The organism is Halomonas saccharevitans, from assembly GCF_900116405.1.
Taxonomy (GTDB): Bacteria; Pseudomonadota; Gammaproteobacteria; order Pseudomonadales; family Halomonadaceae; genus Halomonas; species Halomonas saccharevitans.
Window position 1 is genome coordinate 55,035 of the sequence record NZ_FPAQ01000016.1, and the last position, 18,942, is coordinate 73,976.

17 protein-coding genes and 1 other RNA gene are annotated in these 18,942 nt (G+C 69.8%); 10 read left to right on the forward strand and 8 right to left on the reverse strand.

Going from position 1 to position 18,942, the window contains the following annotated elements; translation table 11 throughout:
• Positions 1-88: 88 nt before the first annotated feature.
• Positions 89-1,045: an ADP-glyceromanno-heptose 6-epimerase gene (gene rfaD, locus BM388_RS09025; protein WP_089849306.1), complete on the forward strand. Its 957-nt coding sequence runs from the start codon at positions 89-91 to the stop codon at positions 1,043-1,045.
• Positions 1,038-2,078 carry a lipopolysaccharide heptosyltransferase II gene (gene waaF / locus BM388_RS09030; protein WP_089849307.1) on the forward strand — a complete coding sequence of 347 codons (1,041 nt, stop codon included), beginning with the start codon at positions 1,038-1,040 and terminating at the stop codon, positions 2,076-2,078. Before rfaD ends, waaF begins: the two co-directional genes overlap by 8 nt.
• A 29-nt stretch (positions 2,079-2,107) precedes the next feature.
• Here the strand turns inward: waaF and BM388_RS09035 are convergent, their stop codons facing one another.
• Genes BM388_RS09035 through BM388_RS09045 form a run of 3 tightly spaced genes read right to left on the reverse strand, consistent with a single transcriptional unit; the run spans position 2,108 to position 5,590 of the window.
• Positions 2,108-3,721, reverse strand: coding sequence for a sulfatase-like hydrolase/transferase (locus tag BM388_RS09035; protein WP_089849309.1), 1,614 nt, complete (start codon positions 3,719-3,721; stop codon positions 2,108-2,110).
• Between the two features lies 1 nt (position 3,722).
• Complete coding sequence (locus BM388_RS09040; protein WP_089849311.1) at positions 3,723-4,496, reverse strand: glycosyltransferase family 2 protein; 774 nt, start codon at positions 4,494-4,496, stop codon at positions 3,723-3,725.
• Positions 4,493-5,590: a glycosyltransferase family 9 protein gene (locus BM388_RS09045; protein ID WP_089849351.1), complete on the reverse strand. Its 1,098-nt coding sequence runs from the start codon at positions 5,588-5,590 to the stop codon at positions 4,493-4,495. The genes BM388_RS09040 and BM388_RS09045 overlap by 4 nt, the downstream gene beginning before the upstream one ends.
• 44 nt (positions 5,591-5,634) lie before the next feature.
• Here BM388_RS09045 and BM388_RS09050 point away from each other — a divergent pair, with 44 nt between their 5' ends.
• Positions 5,635-6,774: a glycosyltransferase family 4 protein gene (locus BM388_RS09050; RefSeq protein ID WP_245781505.1), complete on the forward strand. Its 1,140-nt coding sequence runs from the start codon at positions 5,635-5,637 to the stop codon at positions 6,772-6,774.
• Here BM388_RS09050 and BM388_RS09055 read toward each other — a convergent pair.
• Positions 6,756-7,481 carry a 3-deoxy-D-manno-octulosonic acid kinase gene (locus BM388_RS09055; protein ID WP_089849313.1) on the reverse strand — a complete coding sequence of 242 codons (726 nt, stop codon included), beginning with the start codon at positions 7,479-7,481 and terminating at the stop codon, positions 6,756-6,758. The genes BM388_RS09050 and BM388_RS09055 overlap by 19 nt on opposite strands.
• Between BM388_RS09055 and BM388_RS09060 the strand changes: the two genes are divergently transcribed.
• The 3 genes from BM388_RS09060 to waaA are packed head-to-tail and all read left to right on the forward strand — an operon-like array spanning position 7,480 to position 11,298.
• A complete protein-coding gene (locus tag BM388_RS09060) occupies positions 7,480-8,577 on the forward strand; it encodes a glycosyltransferase family 9 protein (protein ID WP_089849315.1) in 1,098 nt (365 codons plus the stop codon). The genes BM388_RS09055 and BM388_RS09060 overlap by 2 nt on opposite strands.
• A complete protein-coding gene (hldE, locus tag BM388_RS09065) occupies positions 8,567-9,997 on the forward strand; it encodes a bifunctional D-glycero-beta-D-manno-heptose-7-phosphate kinase/D-glycero-beta-D-manno-heptose 1-phosphate adenylyltransferase HldE (protein ID WP_089849317.1) in 1,431 nt (476 codons plus the stop codon). Before BM388_RS09060 ends, hldE begins: the two co-directional genes overlap by 11 nt.
• The gene (gene waaA / locus BM388_RS09070; RefSeq protein WP_089849319.1) at positions 9,997-11,298 is read left to right on the forward strand and encodes a lipid IV(A) 3-deoxy-D-manno-octulosonic acid transferase; all 1,302 of its coding nucleotides are present in this window, start codon (positions 9,997-9,999) and stop codon (positions 11,296-11,298) included. The genes hldE and waaA overlap by 1 nt, the downstream gene beginning before the upstream one ends.
• Positions 11,299-11,469: 171 nt before the next feature.
• Here the strand turns inward: waaA and rpiA are convergent, their stop codons facing one another.
• Entirely contained in the window at positions 11,470-12,144 is a 675-nt protein-coding gene (rpiA, locus tag BM388_RS09075) for a ribose-5-phosphate isomerase RpiA (RefSeq protein WP_089849320.1), read from the reverse strand.
• 153 nt (positions 12,145-12,297) lie between these two features.
• On the opposite strand from rpiA, the gene ilvA reads away from it, so the two are divergent.
• Positions 12,298-13,812, forward strand: a complete 1,515-nt coding sequence (gene ilvA, locus BM388_RS09080; protein WP_089849322.1) for a threonine ammonia-lyase, biosynthetic — start codon at positions 12,298-12,300, stop codon at positions 13,810-13,812.
• Between the two features lie 494 nt (positions 13,813-14,306).
• Here the strand turns inward: ilvA and BM388_RS09085 are convergent, their stop codons facing one another.
• The 3 genes from BM388_RS09085 to BM388_RS09095 form a co-directional block, all read right to left on the reverse strand.
• Positions 14,307-14,939, reverse strand: a complete 633-nt coding sequence (locus BM388_RS09085) for a 5-formyltetrahydrofolate cyclo-ligase (RefSeq protein WP_089849324.1) — start codon at positions 14,937-14,939, stop codon at positions 14,307-14,309.
• 9 nt (positions 14,940-14,948) lie between these two features.
• Positions 14,949-15,132: non-coding RNA, 6S RNA (ssrS, locus tag BM388_RS09090), on the reverse strand.
• Positions 15,133-15,185: 53 nt separating this feature from the next.
• The gene (locus BM388_RS09095) at positions 15,186-15,485 is read right to left on the reverse strand and encodes a cell division protein ZapA (RefSeq protein WP_089849326.1); all 300 of its coding nucleotides are present in this window, start codon (positions 15,483-15,485) and stop codon (positions 15,186-15,188) included.
• Positions 15,486-15,645: 160 nt separating this feature from the next.
• On the opposite strand from BM388_RS09095, the gene BM388_RS09100 reads away from it, so the two are divergent.
• From BM388_RS09100 to ubiH, 3 genes are all read left to right on the forward strand, one after another.
• Positions 15,646-16,224: a UPF0149 family protein gene (locus BM388_RS09100; protein ID WP_089849328.1), complete on the forward strand. Its 579-nt coding sequence runs from the start codon at positions 15,646-15,648 to the stop codon at positions 16,222-16,224.
• A gap of 34 nt (positions 16,225-16,258) precedes the next feature.
• Positions 16,259-17,596: a Xaa-Pro aminopeptidase gene (gene pepP, locus BM388_RS09105; RefSeq protein ID WP_089849329.1), complete on the forward strand. Its 1,338-nt coding sequence runs from the start codon at positions 16,259-16,261 to the stop codon at positions 17,594-17,596.
• A gap of 65 nt (positions 17,597-17,661) precedes the next feature.
• Positions 17,662-18,906 (forward strand): 2-octaprenyl-6-methoxyphenyl hydroxylase, encoded by a 1,245-nt coding sequence (gene ubiH / locus BM388_RS09110; protein ID WP_425431920.1) that lies wholly within the window; start codon positions 17,662-17,664, stop codon positions 18,904-18,906.
• Positions 18,907-18,942 lie beyond the last annotated feature (36 nt).

Sequence of the window (18,942 nt, forward strand, 5' to 3'; positions counted from 1 at the left end):
AGCACCGTTGGCCATGAATTCACGAGCCGTCAAGTATACAATTACTGGCAGATCGGTTATAGGCGCAGGCCCGGAGAAGAGGATTCCCATGATCGTAGTAACAGGCGGAGCCGGCTTTATCGGCTCGAATCTGGTCAAGGCGCTCAACGCCCGTGGCCGCGACGACGTCCTGGTGGTCGATGACCTCAGTGACGGCACCAAGTTCGTCAACCTGGCCGACTGCACGCTGGGCGACTACCTGGACAAGGACGATTTCCTGGCTCGGGTGAAGGCGGCGATGAACGGCGAGGAGTCGCATCTGCCGCCCATCGAGGCGATCTTCCACGAAGGCGCCTGCTCGGACACCACCGAGTGGGACGGCCGCTTCATGCTCGAGAACAACTTCGAGTATTCCAAGGTGCTGCTGCACTTCTGTCAGCGCGAGGGCATCCCCTTCATCTACGCCTCCTCGGCTGCCACCTACGGCGGCAGCGAGGTGTTCTATGAAGCGCCCGAGCACGAGAAGCCGCTCAACGTCTACGGCTACTCCAAGCTGCTGTTCGACCAGTACGTGCGGGCCCGTCACGATGAGTTCGAGAGCCAGGTGGTGGGCTTTCGCTACTTCAACGTCTACGGGCCCCGCGAGCAGCACAAGGGCAAGATGGCCAGCGTCGCCTACCATCACCATACCCAAATCCGTGATGGCCATGACCTCAAGCTGTTCGGCGCCTGGGATGGCTATGAGGCCGGCATGCAGAGCCGCGACTTCGTCTACGTGGGCGACGTGGTGGATGTGAACCTGTGGTTCCTCGATCACCCCGAGGCCTCCGGCATCTTCAATCTGGGCACCGGCCGCGCCGAACCCTTCAAGGCGATCGGCGAGGCGGTCATCGAGCATTACGGCAAGGGCGAGATCGAGTACATCGACTTTCCCGACGAGCTCAAGGGGCGCTACCAGAGCTACACGCGTGCCGACATCTCGCGGCTGCGCGAAGCGGGCTACGATCGCGAGTTTCGCACCGTGGCCGAGGGCGTGAGTGCTTATCTGGAGTGGCTGAATGGCTGAGGCCGCAGGGCCGCCCGGCGGTGAAGGGGAGCGCATCCTGGTCGTGGGTCCCTCCTGGGTCGGCGACATGGTCATGGCCCAGAGCCTGTTCAAGACCCTCAAGGCGCGCCACCCGGGCTGTCGCATCGGCGTGGTGGCACCCGGCTGGTCGCGGCCGATCCTTGAGCGCATGGACGAGGTCGACGAGGTCGCGGGGCTCGGGGTAGGCCACGGTGAGTTCGGCCTGGTGAGCCGTCGGCAGCTGGCCGCCTCTCTCAAGGGGCGCTTCGATCGGGCGATCGTGCTGCCGCGCTCCTGGAAATCGGCGCTGGTGCCTTTCCTGGCGCGCATCCCCCGGCGGTCCGGCTTCACCGGCGAGCAGCGTTTCGGGCTGCTCAACGATCGCCGCCCCCTCGACAAGGCGACGCTGGATCAGACCGTCAAGCGCTTCGTGGCGCTGGGGCTGCCCCGCGAGGAGGCCGCAGCCGGCGACTTCGCCATTCCGCGCCCCTCGCTGCGCCTGGATATCGACAACCTGGTCGAGCAGCGGGTCGCGCTGGGGCTTTCGTCGCGCCCGGCCATCGGCATGATGCCGGGTGCCGAGTACGGCCCCGCCAAGCAGTGGCCCCTCACGCACTTCCGCGAGCTGGCCCGGGCTCTGGTGGTGGAGGGGTTCGAGGTGCGGGTGCTGGGCGGACCCAAGGATGTGGACGCCGGCGAGGTGATCGCCGACGGCCTGCCCCATACTCACAATCTCTGCGGCAGGACTCGGCTGGCGGATGCCGTCGACCTGCTCGGGGACTGCCGGCAGGTGGTGACCAACGACTCCGGGCTGATGCACGTGGCCGCGGCGGTGGGAACCCGAGTCCAGGCGCTCTACGGCTCCTCGTCACCGGCCTACACGCCGCCGCTGACCGAGAACGCCGAGATCCACTCCCTGGCCCTGGACTGCTCGCCCTGCTTCCAGCGTACCTGTCCGCTGGGGCATACGAACTGCTTGAAGCAGCTCACTCCCGAGCGCGTACTGCAGGCGGTGCTGGCGGCGACGCCCTAGGGCAACCTCAGCGTCGTGGGTGCGTCGGATCAGCCCCGGGGCGCGATGACGGCGTCGGGCGGCGGGGTGCGCTGCGAGGGTGCCAGGCCTTCCCACAGTCGCTCCTGGAGGGTCGTCTCCTCCCGCAGGCGGGCGTTCAGGGTCTCCAGCCCGTGCTCCTCGATCAGCGTCGGCTGGTCGGAGAGCAGCGAGACGCCGAGTCCCGCCCGGTGCCAGTCGATGACGAACCCCATGGCTTCGAGCACCGTCGGCAGGACGTCCATGGTCGATGCCTCGACGCTGAGCCGGCGCGGCTCGATCCCCTCGCCCAGCAGCATGAGGGTGTTCTCCCGCTGTCCCGCGACCAGCTGCTCCCAGGCCGAAACGCGCATGGTCAGGTGGTCGCTGGCGACCACCACCAGGGTGTTCTCCAGCAGCCCCTCGGCCTCGAGACGCTCCACCAGGCGGCGCGCCAGCCAGGTCGAGCACTCCACCGAATACAGGATGTCGGCGCCGTCGAACTCGCCCTGGCGATCGCGGCAGGCGCGGGCCGGATAGCCGTTGGGGGCGTGGGCGGCGAGGTTCAGGTTGACCAGCCCCCAGGGCTCGCCCTGGCGCTCCAGGCGGCGGATCTCCTCGACCGTGAGGTCATAGAGGGTGTCATCATAGAGGCCCCAGCTGTTGACGTAGTCGGGATCCGCAAGTCGCGGCTCCAGCTCCTCGCGCCCCATCACCCGCGCGAAGCCGTGATCGCGGTAGAAGACCCCCTTGCCGGCGAAGCGGGTACTGGCCCCGCCCAGGTAGGAGAGCGCATAGCCGCGCTCGGCGAGCAGGTCCCCCAGGCAGTCGATCCCCGGCACGACTCGGCCGAGCGGCTCGAACTGGCTGTCGTGGAGCAGGCCGGCCGGCATCAGCGGCGTGCCGCACTGGCTGGCGATCATGCCGGCCATGGTCCAGCCGGTGTTGTCGAGCTGGCGCACGCCCTCGACGACCAGGGCTCGCTCCCCCAGGGCCTTTAGGGGCGCGTAGGCATCGCCGAAGCGCTCCGGATCGGCGTAGGTGCGCTCCAGGCTCTCCAGGTAGAGCAGCACCAGGTTGGGTGGCGAGCGGGGCGCGTCGAGGATCACCGGTTCCACGTACTGCCGATCGAGCCAGGCGCCGTCGTCGGTGACGATGGCGGCGCCTCGTTGGCCGAGGCCGTAGAGCATGGGGTTGGCGGCCAGCAGCATCACGGCCAGCAGGCGCTCCGTCGTGCGCCAGCGGCGATCGACCCGCACCAGCCAGGTGAAGGCGGCGAGCAGCAGCAGCATGCCCAGGGTGTGGAGGAGGGCGGAGAGGATCCGCCCACTTCCGCCGTGCTCCGAGATGCCGGCCTGGAGGTGGAAGAACACCGCCCCGAGATCGACCTCCCCGAAGCTGGCGGCCAGGTAGACATAGAACCCCCACAGGGACAGGGGGAACAGCGACCAGGGCCATACCCGGATCGCCGGCCGGGGATTCGCGGGGGCCCCCCAGCGCCGCCAGCGCGCCAGCAGCAGCCAGGCCCCGGTGACGAGGGGGAAAGCCCAGGTGGGTAACCGGGTCAGCATGGCCAGGGCGTAGCCCAGCCACAGGCCCAGCACCAGCAGGGCCCACCAGCGCGGATGACGGAGGCGGCGTGGCATCCTAAGCATGATCGGAAGGCGTCGCGGCCCGTTCGTTCTCATGAAGTTCGTTCAGTTTGGCGTACTTCATGTAGGCATGGAACGCCGTGGTGATCGCCACCGTCATGCCGTCCGCGCCCTGGAAGAGCCCGCCCTTGAGGATCAGCTTGCGCAGCATGGCGCTGGCGGCATGCAGGGTGGGGCGCCAGCGCGAGGGGCCCTTGCCCCGCTCCTTCATCGCCCAGGCATCGCGGCTCGAGAGCTGATCGATGCGGGTGATCCAGTGTGACAGGTCGCGATAGGTGAAGTGGCGGATATGGCTGTGCGTGTCCACGACGGCGGGGGCCTGCACCGAGGAGTGCGCCTTCTTCGGCAGGTAGCCCGAGGTGGTGCGGTTGTAGAGCCGCGTGACCGGGTCGGGATAGAAGCCGGCCGCCTTGATCCAGTGATGCCCGGCGAAGTTGCGGCGGTTGAAGCGGTACGCCTTGCTCGGGTCGTCCAGCGGCAGTGACCGGATCGCCGCGACCGCATCGTCGTCGAGGCGTTCATCGGCATCCAGGGCGAGGATCCAGTCGTGCCGCGCCCGGGGCACGGCGAAGGCCTTCTGGGGCCCGTCACCGAGATAGGGCTGGTGGATGACGCTGGCGCCCAGCGACTCGGCGATGGCCACGGTATCATCCCGGCTGCCCGAGTCGACGACGATGATCTCGTCGCAGACCGGTCGCAGCGAGGCGATGCAGTCGGTGATGTTCTGTGCCTCGTCGAGGGTGATGATGATTCCGGTGATGGGCGTCATGGGGTCGTCTCGCGGGTCGTGAGGGGCAGCAGGCGCTCGGCGATTCGGTGCGCCGCGGCCTCGAGGTCGATGCTCGACATGTCGCGTTCGCCCGCGCCCTGTGGAGGGCAGAAGGCCAGGCGATGGGCCTGCGCGTTGCAGGTCTGCCAGCGCAGCGGGGTGGCCGAACGGCGCGAGGGATAGAAACCCGCCGTCGGCCGGTCCAAGGCACCGGCGATGTGCAGCGGGCCGGTCGAGCCGGCGATGAACAGGTCGGCGGCCGAGAGGCTCAGGGCGAAGTCGTCGATGCCGCGGCGGGCCGGTAGCCGGTGTGCGGTGATCGAGGCATCGGCGAGCCCGTCGCGAAGCCGGTCGGCCGCGGCCTCCTCGCCCGGTCCCGCGGTCAGCACCCAGCGTGGCGGCACGGCGCCGGCGGCGTCGAGGCGTGCCTCGACGCCGCGCACCAGGGTCGCGTACTGATCGAGGGTGAGGTTGACCGCCGAGCCGCCGCTGCCGGGGTGCAGGAAGACCCAGGGAGCCGCGGCGCTCAGGCCGAGTTCATCGACGATGCGCGCCCGCTCGGCGTCGCGGGTGTCGGCCGGCAGCGGCCAGTAGGGCGGCCCGGGGCGCGGCGGCACGGCGAGGCCCAGCGCGTCGAGCAGGGCCTCGGCCAGCTCCATGTTGTAGACGTACTCGGGTTTCTCGGAGCGCGACCTGCGCTGGGTGACCCGGCGGTTGTAGAATAGCTGCGCCCACTTGGTGGCCGGGGCCAGGCGCAACGGGATGCCGGCTCGCCAGCCCAGCCAGCCGATGCGCGGGGTGGAGAAGAGCGTCAGCAGCGCATCGAAGCGGCCCTCGCGCAGGGTGCTCAGCAGCTCACGTTGCGCCTCGCGTCCTGCATCTTCGCCGGGGTCGAGCAGCACCTCGTCGATCCACGGGCACTGCCGGGCCAGCGGCGCGGTGTAGGCCGGTACCAGCACGCTGACGTGGGGGGCCGGGTCGGCCGCCTTGAGGCAGGCCAGCGCCGGCCAGGCCAGCATGAAGTCGCCGAGCTTGTCATTGCGCACGACCAGCAGGCGAGGGCGGCCGCCGTCCCTGGCAGGAGAAAGTGTCATCATCCGGGCTCCCGGGCCCCGCAACCGCAAGAAAGGAGAGCGCCTTGTCCTGCAAGTCGTCCCGCAAGGTCCTGCATATCTGCCTCTCGAACGGCTGGGGCGGACTGGAAATGTATCCGTCGCGCATTATACCCGAGCTGAGGCGACAGGGGTGGGAAGCCCACGGCCTGGCCCTGGCCGGCTCCCGGGTGGCCGAGAGCCTCACCGAGGCCGGCGTCACGCCGCTGACGGTGCCCTCGCGAGGCCGCGCGCTGCTGGGGCTCGGCCGGCTGCTGGCCTACCTGAAGGCCCACGAGATCGGCGTGCTGCACTGCCACAAATCCAGCGACCTGCGCCTGGGGGCTCTGCTGGTGAGCCTGCGTCCCTCCCTGCGGCTCTTCTTCACCGACCACATGGGCGTCACCCGCCCCAAGAAGGATCCCTATCACCGCTGGGCCTACGGCCGCGTCACCCGGGTGTTCTCCATCAGCGAGACGACTCGCCGGCGCAACCTGGCGGCCTTCTCCCTGCCCGCCGAGCGCATCCAGCGCCTCTATCTGGGCATCGACCCGGCGCCCTATGCGCCGCGTCTCTCGAACGTCGAGCGGGCCGCGCTGCGCGAGGAACTCGGCCTGGCGCGGGGCACCGTGGCGATCGGCCTGGCGGGGCGTGTGACCCCGGGCAAGGGGCAGCGGGTGTGGATCGAGGCGCTGGCCTGGCTGGCCGAGCAGCGGCCGGCGCTTGCCTGGCAGGGCCTGCTGGTCGGCGGACTGACCGCCGCCGAGGGCAGCAACGAGGCCTTCGTGGCCGAGCTGCGCGACCGGGTCCGCGAGCTCGGCCTGGAGGAGCGCATCACCTTCGTCGGCTTTCGCCGCGACCTGCCGCGGCTCTTCGAGGCGATGGACATCGTCTGCGTGCCGTCGCGTAACGAGGCCTTCGGGCTGACGGTGATCGAGGCCATGGCGGCCGGCAAGGCGGTGGTCGGCAGCGACAGCGGCGCCCTTCCCGAGCTGATCGATCCCGCCACGGGGCGACTCGCCGCGCCCGAGGATCCTGCCGCCTGGGGCCAAGCCCTGGCCGAGCTGGCGGACGATGCGGCCCTGAGGGAGGCGCTGGGGGAGGTGGCCCGCTCGCGCGTGGCGCGCGACTTTACCCTCGAGACCCACGTCGCCGGGCTTCTGGCCGCCTACGCCGAGGCGGCGTAGCCGCGGCGCACGGCCGCCATGGCCTCGGCGGCGCCGAACTTCTCGAAGGAGCGCTGCAGGCGCGCCAGGTTGGCGGCCTGCCAGCGGCCGGGACGCCGCAGCCGGCAGCGGTCCAGGTCGATCAGCCAGACCCGCCCCTCGGGGTCGATCAGGAGGTTGCGGGCGTTGAGGTCGACGTGGTCGAGGCCGGCGTCGTGGAAGCGGCGAACGGTGGCGCCGACCCGCTCGAGCAGGGCCGAATCGGCCTGCTGGCGGGTGATCAGCTCGGCCAGGGCGCGGGCGCCGGGAAGCCGCACGGTGATCAGGGCCGCTTCGTAGGTGAGGCCGTGGCGGGTCACCCGTGCCGCTACCGGGCGGGGCACGGGCAGGCCGCGTTCGTGCAGCAGGGCGGTGAGGCGCAGCTCGCGAAAGGCGCGGGTCCGCTCCAGGCCGGTCCAGAGGTAGCGGGCGTCGCTCACCCGGGCGATCAGGCCGCCGCGGCGATAGGGGCGCAGCACCCACTCGACGCCCTCGCCGACGTTCAGGAAGAGGCTGGCGCCGCGCCCCGGCGCCTCGCCGGTGACGCGGCCGGCGTCGCGCCACCAGGCGGGGTCGAAGCCCTTGAGCATGAGCTGCGGCGCGGTTTGTGGCGCCCGGTCGGCGTCACATAAACTGTCCGCATCATATAGAATGCAAGTCTTTCCCGCTCGATACGTTGCCAACCGCATGAAGCATCCTCTGCCCGATCGACCCCAGCACATCTGTGTGCTGCGACTCTCCGCCCTGGGCGATGTCTGTAACCTGGTGCCGACAGTCCGTGCCCTGCAGCGTCAGTGGCCCAAGGCGCGGATCACCTGGATCGTCGGCAAGGGCGAGCACAGTCTACTGGCGGGCCTCTCCGGGGTCGAGTTCGTCGTCTACGACAAGGCGACGGGCCTGGCCGGCATGCGGGCCCTGTGGCGGCAGCTCTCCGATACGCGCTTCGATGTGCTGCTGCACATGCAGCAGGCGCTGCGCGCCAGCGTCCTCTCCCTGGGGCTCAAGGCCGACCTGCGGATAGGCTATGACAAGGCGCGCGCCAAGGATGCGCAGCACTGGTTCACCCAGCGTCAGCTGGCACCCCATTCCCGCGCCCACGTGCTTGAGTCCTACCTCGACTTCGCCCGCCTGCTGGGCGTCGAGGATCTCTCGCTCGCCTGGGACCTGCCGGTGCCCGAGGCCGCCGTCGAGGAGGCGCGCGGCATCACGGGGGAGTCGCCTTATCTGTTGATCAGCCCCTGCGCCAACCCCCGGCTGCGCAACTTCCGCAACTGGTCCGCCGAGGGCTATGCGGCGGTGATCGAGCACGCCTGGCGCCAGCGCGGCCTGAAGACGGTGCTGACCGGTGGCGGCAGCACCCAGGAGCGCGAGCTCGGTGAGCGCATCCAGGCCCTCTGCCCCGACGAGGTGGTGACCGATGTCATCGGTGAGACCTCGCTCAAGGGCCTGCTGGCGCTGATCCAGGGCGCCCGGGCGGTGATCGCCCCGGATTCCGGGCCGGTGCACATGGCCAACGCCCTGGGCGCCCCGGTGGTCGGGCTCTACGCCACCACCAATCCCGATCGGGCGGGCCCCTACTGCTGGCGGGCGTTCGTGGTGAATCGCTACCCGGACGCCGTGCGCAGCTACCTGCACAAGGATCCCGAGACGCTGCCCTGGGGCCAGCGGGTCCGCCACCCCGACGCCATGTCGCTGATTCGTGCCGAGGACGTGATCGACCGCCTCGAAGCACTGCTGACCCACCCCGAGTCCCCCATCGAGACGGAGTCCCCCGATGAAGCTTGACCTGACCGCCCTGGAGCATTCCCGCCTGCTGGTGGTGGGCGACGTGATGCTCGACCGCTACTGGCATGGCGGCACCTCGCGTATCTCGCCGGAGGCCCCGGTGCCGGTGGTCAAGGTCGACGAGTCCGAGGACCGTCCCGGCGGCGCCGCTAACGTGGCCCTCAATATCGCCTCCCTCGGGGCCCACGCCGCCCTGGCCGGCCTGGTGGGCGACGACGACAACGCCGACCGGCTGGTGACCCGGCTCGAGGATGTCGGAGTGAGCACTCGCTTCGCACGCAGCCCTGGCATTCCGACCATCACCAAGCTGCGCGTGATGAGCCGCAACCAGCAGCTGATTCGCCTGGACTTCGAGGAGGGGCTCGGCGAGGTGGATACTTCGGGGCTGCTGACGCAGGTCGAGGCGGCCCTGCCCGGCTGCGACCTGGTGATCCTCTCCGACTACGGCAAGGGCACCCTGAATCGCGTCGAGGAACTGATCCGGATAGTCCGGGGCGCCGGCAAGCGGGTGCTGGTCGACCCCAAAGGCAGCGACTTTGACCGTTACCGCGGAGCCAGCGTGATCACCCCCAACCTCGGCGAGTTCGAGGCGGTCATGGGGCATTGCCGCGACGACGCCGAGCTCGCCGCCAAGGGGGAGACCCTGCGCGCCGAGCTCGAGCTCGAGGCGCTGCTGATCACCCGCAGCGAGAAGGGCATGACGCTGATCCGCGAGGGGCATGAGCCGCTGCACCTGCCGACCCGGGCCCGCGAGGTCTACGACGTCACCGGCGCCGGCGACACCGTGATCGGCGTGCTGGGCCTGGCGCTCGCCGCCGGGCACGGCTTCGCCGAGGCGATGACCCTGGCCAACCTGGCCGCCGGCCTGGTGGTGGCCAAACCCGGCACCGCGACCCTCTCCATCGCCGAGCTCTACACCGCCCTGCACGGCGACAAGCTGGCCGAGTTCGGCGTCATCGAGGAGTCGCCCCTGGTCGAGGCGGTGCGCGCCGCCCAGGCCCGCGGCGAACGGGTGGTGATGACCAACGGCTGCTTCGACATCCTGCATGCCGGCCACGTCGCCTACCTTGAGCAGGCGCGCCGGCTCGGCGACCGCCTGGTGGTGGCGGTCAACGACGACGCCTCTATCGGACGCCTCAAGGGGCCCAAGCGCCCGATCAATCCCCTGGCGCGGCGCATGCAGGTGCTGGCCGGTCTCGGCGCCGTCGACTGGGTGGTGCCCTTCGGCGAGAACACCCCCCAGCGGCTGATCGAGACGGTGCTGCCGGACGTGCTGGTCAAGGGCGGCGACTACCGGCCCGAGGAGATCGCCGGCGGCGCCGCCGTGCGCGAGGCCGGCGGCGAGGTGCGGGTGCTGGGCTTCGAGGACGGCGTCTCCACCACCGCGATGATCTCGACTATCCTCGATCGCGAGACCTGATGGGACGTTCTCCCGCCTGGGCCCGCCGCGCCTACTCGGCGGCCCTGTATCTGCTCGCCCCGCTGGCCTGGAAGCGCGTCTGGCGCGAGCAGCTCCCCGGCCGCCCCCGCCGCGAGCGGCTGGGGCTCATTCTCCCTTCCGGCGAGGGCGAGCGGGTGATCTGGCTGCACTGCGCCTCGGTAGGGGAGGTGCAGGCCGCCCGCCCGCTGATCGCGGCCCTCGCCGAGCGCTGGCCAGAGCATCGCCTGGTGATCACCACCATGACCGCCACCGGGGCCCAGCGGGTGCTGGCGCTGTCGGAGGCGTCGGGTGGGGGAAGGGCTTCCGGCGAAGTGAGCCATTACTTCGTGCCGCTGGACTTCCCCGGCGCCGCGCGCCGCTTCGTCGACCGTCTATGCCCGGCACTGGCGATCTTCTTCGAGACTGAGCTGTGGCCCAACCTGCTGGCTGCCTGCGACCGGGCCGCGGTGCCGGTGGCGGTGGTCAACGGTCGGCTCTCGCCCCGCGCCTTCCAGGGCTATCGCCGGCTGGGGCCGCTGATGCACGACGCCCTCGGCCATGTGAGCTGGCTGGCGGCCAAGTCCGCGGCGGATGCCGAGCGTTTCCGCGTGCTGGGCATGCCCGCCGAGCGCAGCGAGGTGGTGGGGAGCCTGAAGTTCGACATCGCCGTCGATGATGCGAGCCGCGAGGCGAGTGCGCGGCTGCGCGGAAAGCTGGGCGACCGGCCCGTCTGGGTGGCGGGCTCCACCCATCCGGGAGAGGACGAGGCGCTGCTGGCGGCCCACGCGCGGCTGCGGGCGCGCCTTCCCGGGGCGCTGCTGGTGCTGGTGCCGCGCCACCCCCGGCGCTTCGAGGCCGTGGCCGAGCTGTGCGCCCGGGAGGGCCTCTCGGTGGCGCGCCGCTCCCGCGACGAGTGGCCCGGCGACGACACGGCCGTCTATCTCGGCGACACCATGGGCGAGCTGCTGGCGCTCTACGGCGCGGCGGACCTGGCCTTCGTGGGCGGCAGCCTGGTGCCCATCGGCGGGCATAACCTGCTGGAGCCGGCGGCACTGGGCGTGCCGGTACTCACCGGCCCGGAACTTGCCAACTTCCTCGACGTGGCCGAGGCGCTGCGCGAGGCCGAGGCGCTGGTCGAGGTGGCCGATGGCGAGGCGCTCAGCGACGCCCTGGGGCGGCTCTTCGACGACGCCGCCGAGCGCCGGCGCCTGGCCGAGGCCGGCCGCGGCGTGGTGGCGGCCAACCGCGGGGCCCTGGCACGCACCCTGGCGGGCCTGGAAAGGCTCCTGCCCGCGGAGTGAGTGCTGGCGAGGTCTGTGCTCATCTTGCCAAATGCGATGAGCTTTTCCGGCGCCAAGCCTGCGCGAGGGCGCTGTAAACCCTTCCTTGGGCGCTACTTTTGCCATCCATGGCAAAAGACCCTCGCTTCGTCTTGCCCCCGGCGCTCATCACCTGAAGCTCGACATGGCCTTCTACTGCGGCGTCAGTCGCTCCACGCCCTGCTCGCCGCCGAGCAGCAGCAGGTCGGCGCCCCGGGCGGCGAAGAGCCCGTTGGTGACCACCCCGACGATGGCATTGATGCGCGCCTCCATGGCCACCGGGTCCTCGATCATGAACTCATAGCAGTCGAGAATCTGGTTGCCGTTATCGGTGACCACGCCCTGGCGGTAGACCGGATCGGCGCCCAGCTTGACCAGTTCCCTGGCCACGTAGGAGCGCGCCATGGGGATCACCTCGACCGGCAGCGGGAAATCGCCCAGGGTCGCGACCCGCTTCGAGGCGTCGGCGATGCAGATGAAGCGCTCGGCGCAGGCGGCGACGATCTTCTCGCGGGTCAGGGCCGCGCCGCCGCCCTTGATCATGTGAAGGTGAGCGTTCACTTCATCGGCACCATCGACGTAGACCGGCACGATGCCCACCTCGTTGAGCTCGAAGCACTCGATGCCGTGGCCGCGCAGGCGTTCGGCGCTGGCCTCGGAGCTCGCCACGGCACCGCGCAGGTCGTCGCGCAGGCCGGCCAGTCGGTCGATGAAGCGGTTCGCGGTGGAGCCGGTGCCGACGCCGATGACGCTATCACGGCCAAGGTGCGGGCGGATCTCGTCGATGGCGGCGGCGGCCACGGCGTCCTTGAGTTCGTCCTGGGTCATGTCGGGCTCGCTGTCTGATGGGGGGCGAATGCGGCGCCATTATAGGCCATGGCGCCGATGGATGCTGGACGCCGCGGTCGCCGGAATGCTACCAATAAGGGTTCCTCGCGGCGCCGCTCACGGTGCCCCTCGCGTCACTTCTGGGATATCAGGATGCTCGAAGCTACCGTCAAGAAGATTCTCCAGGCCCGGGTCTACGAGGCCGCCCGGGAAACCCCCATCTCACCGGCCCCCTTCCTTTCCCGTCGTTTCAACAACCAGATCCTGATCAAGCGCGAGGACCTGCAGCCGGTCTACTCCTTCAAGATCCGCGGCGCCTACAACAAGATGGCCCAGCTCGACGAGGCGCAGAAGGCCAAGGGCGTGATCGCCGCCTCGGCGGGCAACCATGCCCAGGGCCTGGCCATGGCAGCGAAGCTGATGGGCGTCAAGGCGGTGATCGTCATGCCGCGCATCACCCCGGAGATCAAGGTCGCCGCAGTGCGGGCGCGGGGTGCCAAGGTGGTGCTCAAGGGCGATGCCTTCGCCGAGGCGGCGGCGCATGCCCAGGAGCTGATCGCCGAGCACGGCTACACCTACATTCCGCCCTTCGACGACCTCGACGTCATCGCCGGGCAGGGCACCATCGCCGTGGAGATCCTGCGCCAGCACGGTGGGCCCATCGATGCCATCTTCGTTCCGGTCGGCGGCGGCGGCCTGATCGCCGGCATGGCGGCCTACATCAAGTACCTGCGCCCCGAGATCAAGGTGATTGGCGTGGAGTCCGAAGACAGCGCCTGCCTCAAGGCGGCGCTGGCGGCGGGCGAGCGCGTGGTGCTTGATCAGGTCGGGGTGTTCGCCGAGGGCGTCGCCGTGGCGCAGATCGGCGAGGCGCCCTTCGCTGTGATGCGTGACCTGGTGGACGACGTCATCACCGTCAACACCGACGAGATGTGTGCCGCGGTGAAGGACATCTTCGAGGACACTCGGGCGGTCTCCGAGACTTCCGGGGCGCTGTCGCTGGCCGGCTTGAAGAAGTACATCCAGCAGACCGGCGCCGAGCACGAGACCCTCGTCTGCATCAACTCCGGAGCCAACACCAACTTCGACCGTCTGCAGCACATCGCCGAGCGCACCGAGCTCGGCGAACAGCGCGAGGCGATCCTCGCCGTGACCATCCCCGAGAAGCCGGGCAGCTTCAAGAAATTCTGCCGCACCATCGGCAAGCGCATGGTCACCGAGTTCAACTATCGCTACGCGGAGCCCGATCAGGCCCACATCTTCGTCGGTGTGCAGGTGAAGCCCGGCGGCGAGGACCGCCAGGCGGTCATCGATCGGCTCCGCGACGCCGGCTACCCGGTAGAGGATCTGACCGACAACGAGCTGGCCAAACTGCACATCCGCCATCTGGGCGGCGGCCGCCCCAAGGAGCACTTCGAGGAAGAGGTCTATCGCTTCGAGTTCCCGGAGCGTCCCGGCGCGCTGATGAACTTCCTCACCCATTTGCCCCAGGACTGGAACATCTCGCTGTTCCACTACCGCAACCACGGCGCGGCCTACGGCCGGGTGCTGGTCGGCATGCAGGTGCCCAACGGCGACCGCCGCCACGTCGAGGGCTACTTCGACGAGATCGGTTATCGCTACTGGAAGGAGAGCGACAACCCGGCCTACCGCCTCTTCATGGCCTGAGGGTAGCGTCGCGGTGTTGTGAGACGGTTTAGCAATAGGTCCTCGAGAAAGGGTTGCGAGGAAGGGTTTCGAAGAAGGTGGCAGGGCAAGATCGTAGAGTGAGCGCTGACTCACTCTGCAGTCGCGGTCACGCGAGTGTTTAGATATGTAACGTACCGAGATTGCCGGTTGTCATGCGTAAGCACGAGGCTCTATAGTCACCGCGCTGTCATCATTTTTACTCAGGACCCGCGTGGTCCCGTCTCCCATGGAGTTAACCACAATGAAGCGCAAGCCCGATCTGGTCATGACTCTGGTGCTGGTCTTCGGCATCGGGATCGTGGCCACCGGCTATGCCCAGGCGCTGGCGGGAGGCTGAGCCCCCGCGGGATGGCGGCCACCGCCCTGCCCGACCCCGCCTGCCGACGACGGCCGATGCATTCGCATCGGCCGTCGTCGTTTCTGGTTCCTGGCGGGTTGTGACAAGCGGCCCTGATGGCGGTATCAGGGAGGCCTCAGGGGCGAATCAGGCGGGCGTCGCTGGCGATAGCGTCCAGCGGCACATCCCAGGGGGCCGCCGGCAGGGCTGAGACTCGCTGACAGTCATGGGCCAGGCCGATCAGGCGTGGGCGAGGCCCCGGGCGGCGGGTGAAGGCCAGGGTGCGGTCGTAGAAGCCGCCGCCCATGCCGATGCGCTGGCCCTGCTCGTCGAAGCCCACCAGGGGCAGCAGGATCAGGTCCAGCGCCCAGGTCGGCGTGCGCCGGGCGCGGTGCGCCCCGTGGCGGGTCTCGGGTTCGGGGATGCCGTAGCGGTTGGCCACCATGGGCGTGCCGGCATGGTAGTGCACGAACCACAGCTGGTTGTCACACAGCGGCTTCAGCACCGGCAGGTACACGCGGCTGCCTCGGCGCTCGAGCCAGTCGATCAGGGGGGTCGGATCGATCTCGCCGTCGTTGGGCAGATAGAGGGCCACGCGTCGGGCGCGCTGGAGCTCGGGGAGGCGGCGCAGGCGCCTGCAGAGTCGTTCGGAGGCCTCGCGGCGCTCTCGAGGCGATAGCTCGCGTCGGCGACGACGCAGTTCGCGTCTCAGCCGGCGACGATCATCGTCGGTGGGGGTGGGTGCGGCGATATCCTGCATGGCGGTCATGTCGGATCAGAGTTCCCCAGAGTGCCGCTGTCGTTCTGGCCCTTGAACCCAGTGGTTCAAGGTGGGTGGCCGCAGCCGAACCGTCAGGCTTTCCGACGCACGGACGTGCACACGGGTTCGGCTAGCATTGGCCCCCTGGGTACTGCGCATAGGCTCGAGGGACTATAACGACTGGCCAACACCCCAGGGAACCCCTCCATCCTATCAGAGGCCGGGGCCGGGCCAAAGGGGCAATTGCGTGCCCGCTCAGCGGGTGGGGACGGCGTCCAGCGCCTTCTCGAGGCGGGCGGTGAGCGCGTTGAGGTTCTCTTCGCCGGCACGCTGGTCGTCGAGGGTCTCGAGCAGTTCATGGGCGATGTTGAGGGCCGCCATGATGGCGATCCTCTCGCGGTCGACCACCCGGCCCTGGGCGTGGATGCCCTGCATGGCGCGGTCGAGGTAGCGGGCGGCCCGCTCGAGCTTGTCCTGCTCCTCCGGCGGGCAGGCGATGGAGTAGGAGCGCTCCAGGAGGGTGATCTCGGTGGTCGGCCGTGTCGGCTCGGTCATGGCAGGCTCCGGCAAGGGCCAGTGGCAGAGGGGGCGCACCGGGTGCGCGTCATGCAGGGTCGATGCGTTAACATCAAGGCCTGAAGCGAAACCCAGTCACTATAAGAGAGCCGTTCGCGGGCGGTCAACGCGCCCGCCGGCTCCACCAGCGGAACTTGCCATGTCACTGATCAATGAGCGCCAGGACTTCTCGACCATCGCCGACACCTTCCTGCTGCACGGCAGCATGCAGTCGCCGGCCTTCCTCGACGGTCGCCTCAGCGCCTCCCTCGCCCTGCACGACATTACCCCCGAGGCCTGGCTGGAGGAGGTCTGCCTGAGCCTGGGCGTCGAGCAGCCCCGTGACGAAGCCAGCGCCGAGCGCCTGCTGGGCTGGCGCCGCCAGACCCTCGAGGCCCTGTCGGCGGCCGAGCTCAACCTCGAACCGCTGCTGCCCGATGAGCTGTTCTCGCTGGCCGAGCGGGCTCAGGGCCTGCAGGAGTGGACCCTGGGCTTCCTCGAGGTGGTGGCCGATGCCGGCGACGCCCCGCGTCGCGACTGGTCGGCGGCCCTTCGCGAGGCCCTGGAGGACCTGGCCGGCCTGACCGCCATCGAGACCGACATCGAGGACAGCGCCGAGAACGAGAACGACCTCTTCGCCCTCACCGAGCATGCGCGCATGGCCGCCATGCTGCTCTACACCGAGCAGCATCCCGGCAAGCCCCAGGTCGAGCAGGCCGACGAGCCGACCCACCACTGAACCCTTGGCCCCACCCCGCCACCCAGGAGCCGCGATGCCCCCTGAGATCCTGCCCCGGCCCGCGCCGATCACCCCCGACGAATACCGCGCCCGTCGACGCACCCTGATGGCGCAGCTGCCCGCCGGCAGCGCCGTGCTGCTGCCCGGTGCCGCGCTGGTCACCCGCTCGCGCGACAGTGAATTTGCCTTCCGCCAGGACAGCGACTTCCATTACCTGACCGGCTTCCCCGAGCCTGAGGCGCTGCTGGTGCTGCTGCCCGGCCTCGAGGGCGGCGAGAGCGTGCTGTTCTGCCAGGATCGCGACCCGGCGCTTGAGACCTGGACCGGCAGGCGCCTGGGTGCCGAGGGCGCGGTGCAGGGCCACGGTCTCGATCAGGCCTTCGAGAATGCCGAACGCGACGAGCGCCTGGCCACGCTGCTGGAGGGCCGCGAGGTGCTCTACCTGCCGCTGGACGATGCCGGCGCCCTGGCGCTCGCCGAGGAGGTGCGCGGCGAGCTGACGGCACTCGCCCGCCGTGGGGAGCAGGCCCCGAGCGCCTTCGCCGACATCAGCGGGCTGATCCACGAGCAGCGCCTGATCAAGAGCGCCACGGAGCTCGCGCTGATGCGCCACGTCGGGGAGGTCTCCGCCCGAGCCCACGCGCGCGCCATGAGGGCCTGCCGCCCGGGGCTCTCGGAGTATCAGCTTCAAGCGGAGCTCGAGCACGAGTTTCGCTGGCAGGGAGGCAGCGGGCCGGCCTACGCCAGCATCGTCGGTGGCGGCCCCAATGCCTGTGTGCTGCACTACATCGAGAATCACGCTCCTTTGATGGACGGGGAGCTGGTTCTGATCGATGCCGGCGCCGAGTTCGATCTCTATGCCGGCGACATCACCCGCACCTTCCCGGTCAACGGCCGTTTCACGCCGGCCCAGCGGGCCCTCTACGAGGTGGTGCTGGCGGCCCAGGAGCGCGCCATCGCGGCGGTGCGCCCCGGTACTACCCTGGCGTCGATCCACGCGGGCGTGGTCCACGACCTCACCGCCGGCCTCATCGAGTTGGGGCTCTTGGCGGGTGACGTCCAGGCGCGCATCGACGACGGCAGCTACCGGCGCTTCTATCTGCACTCCACCTCCCACTGGCTGGGCCTCGACGTGCACGACGTCGGCGCCTATCGCCGCGAGGGCGAGCCGCGGGCTCTGTGTCCCGGCATGGTGCTCACCGTGGAGCCCGGGCTCTACGTGCCCGCCGACGACGACCTGCCCGAGGCCTTTCGGGGGATCGGCATTCGCATCGAGGACGACGTGGCGGTCACCGTCGAGGGCGGCGAGGTGCTGACCTCGGCGGTGCCCAAGCGGGTGGCCGATATCGAGGCGCTGATGGTCGGCGAGTGATCAGTTTTTGTGAGGATTCATATGCCTTTATGTAATGTACGTTATGAAATAAAGAGGCGGTGACCATGGCGTCGATGCGGGAAGCGCGGTTAGAGGGTGTGGAGAATAAAAAGGAAGAGCGGGTCGATATCGCCATCGTCGGCGGCGGCCTGGTGGGGGCCAGCCTGGGCTGCGCTCTGGCCGCCCTGGTCGAGCGGACGGGGCTCAGGGTGGCGGTGATCGAGCCGGCGCCTCTGGATCGCCAGCTGGCCGAGCCCTGGCAGCCGAGCTTCGACGCCCGGGCCAGCGCCATCGCCAGCGGTTCGGCCCGGCACTTCGAGCGCCTGGGCGTGTGGGAGGCGATGGTCGAGCAGGCGGCACCGATCCGCACCATCCACGTCAGCGAGCGGGGTCGGATGGGCGTGACCCGGCTGCGCGCCGCGGAGCTCGGCGTCGAGGCGCTGGGGCACGTGGTGCCCAACGCCTGGATGGGACGCGCCCTGCACGGCCGGTTGGGCGAGTTGCCGGTGGACTGGCACTGCCCGGCGAGCGTGGAGGCCATCGAGCCCGTCGCCGAGGGGCATCGGCTCACGCTCTCGGACGGCAGCACGCTGGAGGCGGGCCTGACGGTGCTCGCCGACGGTGGGCGTTCGGGGCTCAAGGAGCGCCTGGGCATCGAGAGCCGCGAGCGGCCCTATGAGCAGGTGGCGCTGATCGCCAGCGTCGAGATCAGCCGCCCCCATGACGGCATCGCCTATGAGCGCTTCACCGCCGAGGGCCCCATCGCCCTGCTGCCCCTCCCCGGGCAGGCCATGGAGCTGGTCTGGACCCACCCGCGCGGCGAGGAGGCGCGGCGGCAGGCGCTCTCAGATGGCGACTTCCTGGCCGAGCTGCAGCTGGCCTTCGGCGATCGCGCCGGGCACTTTCGCCGGGTCGGACGCCGTCACGCCTACCCGCTGTCGCTGGTCACGGCGCGGGAGACGGTGCGCCCGGGGCTGGCGGTGCTCGGCAACGCGGCCCACTCGCTGCATCCGGTGGCCGGCCAGGGCTTCAACCTGGCGCTGCGCGGGGTGATGGATCTGGTGGCGGCCATCGAGGCCGGCGGCGAGCGGGGCGAGGCGCCGGGGAGCGTGGCAGTGCTGCAGGACTTCGAGGCGCGTCGCGACGGCGATCGCCAGGACGTCATCCGCTTCAGCGACGGCCTGATCCGGCTGTTCGGCCTCGACCACCCCGTGCTCTCCCATGCCCGGGCGGCGGGGCTCGTCGGGCTGAACCTGGTGGGGCCGCTGCGCCGTACCCTGGCGCGGCGGGCCATGGGGCTGGAACGATAGGCGTGGGAAAGACAGAGGCGGCAACGACAGAGGCGG

Coding starts and splice junctions, on each gene's coding strand:
- rfaD (WP_089849306.1), top strand. CDS start 89: ATGATCGTAGTAACAGGCGGAGCCGGCTTTATCGGCTCGAATCTGGTC.
- waaF (WP_089849307.1), top strand. CDS start 1,038: ATGGCTGAGGCCGCAGGGCCGCCCGGCGGTGAAGGGGAGCGCATCCTG.
- BM388_RS09035 (WP_089849309.1), bottom strand. CDS start 3,721: ATGCCACGCCGCCTCCGTCATCCGCGCTGGTGGGCCCTGCTGGTGCTG.
- BM388_RS09040 (WP_089849311.1), bottom strand. CDS start 4,496: ATGACGCCCATCACCGGAATCATCATCACCCTCGACGAGGCACAGAAC.
- BM388_RS09045 (WP_089849351.1), bottom strand. CDS start 5,590: ATGACACTTTCTCCTGCCAGGGACGGCGGCCGCCCTCGCCTGCTGGTC.
- BM388_RS09060 (WP_089849315.1), top strand. CDS start 7,480: ATGAAGCATCCTCTGCCCGATCGACCCCAGCACATCTGTGTGCTGCGA.
- BM388_RS09055 (WP_089849313.1), bottom strand. CDS start 7,481: ATGCGGTTGGCAACGTATCGAGCGGGAAAGACTTGCATTCTATATGAT.
- hldE (WP_089849317.1), top strand. CDS start 8,567: ATGAAGCTTGACCTGACCGCCCTGGAGCATTCCCGCCTGCTGGTGGTG.
- waaA (WP_089849319.1), top strand. CDS start 9,997: ATGGGACGTTCTCCCGCCTGGGCCCGCCGCGCCTACTCGGCGGCCCTG.
- rpiA (WP_089849320.1), bottom strand. CDS start 12,144: ATGACCCAGGACGAACTCAAGGACGCCGTGGCCGCCGCCGCCATCGAC.
- ilvA (WP_089849322.1), top strand. CDS start 12,298: ATGCTCGAAGCTACCGTCAAGAAGATTCTCCAGGCCCGGGTCTACGAG.
- BM388_RS09085 (WP_089849324.1), bottom strand. CDS start 14,939: ATGACCGCCATGCAGGATATCGCCGCACCCACCCCCACCGACGATGAT.
- BM388_RS09095 (WP_089849326.1), bottom strand. CDS start 15,485: ATGACCGAGCCGACACGGCCGACCACCGAGATCACCCTCCTGGAGCGC.
- BM388_RS09100 (WP_089849328.1), top strand. CDS start 15,646: ATGTCACTGATCAATGAGCGCCAGGACTTCTCGACCATCGCCGACACC.
- pepP (WP_089849329.1), top strand. CDS start 16,259: ATGCCCCCTGAGATCCTGCCCCGGCCCGCGCCGATCACCCCCGACGAA.
- ubiH (WP_425431920.1), top strand. CDS start 17,662: ATGGCGTCGATGCGGGAAGCGCGGTTAGAGGGTGTGGAGAATAAAAAG.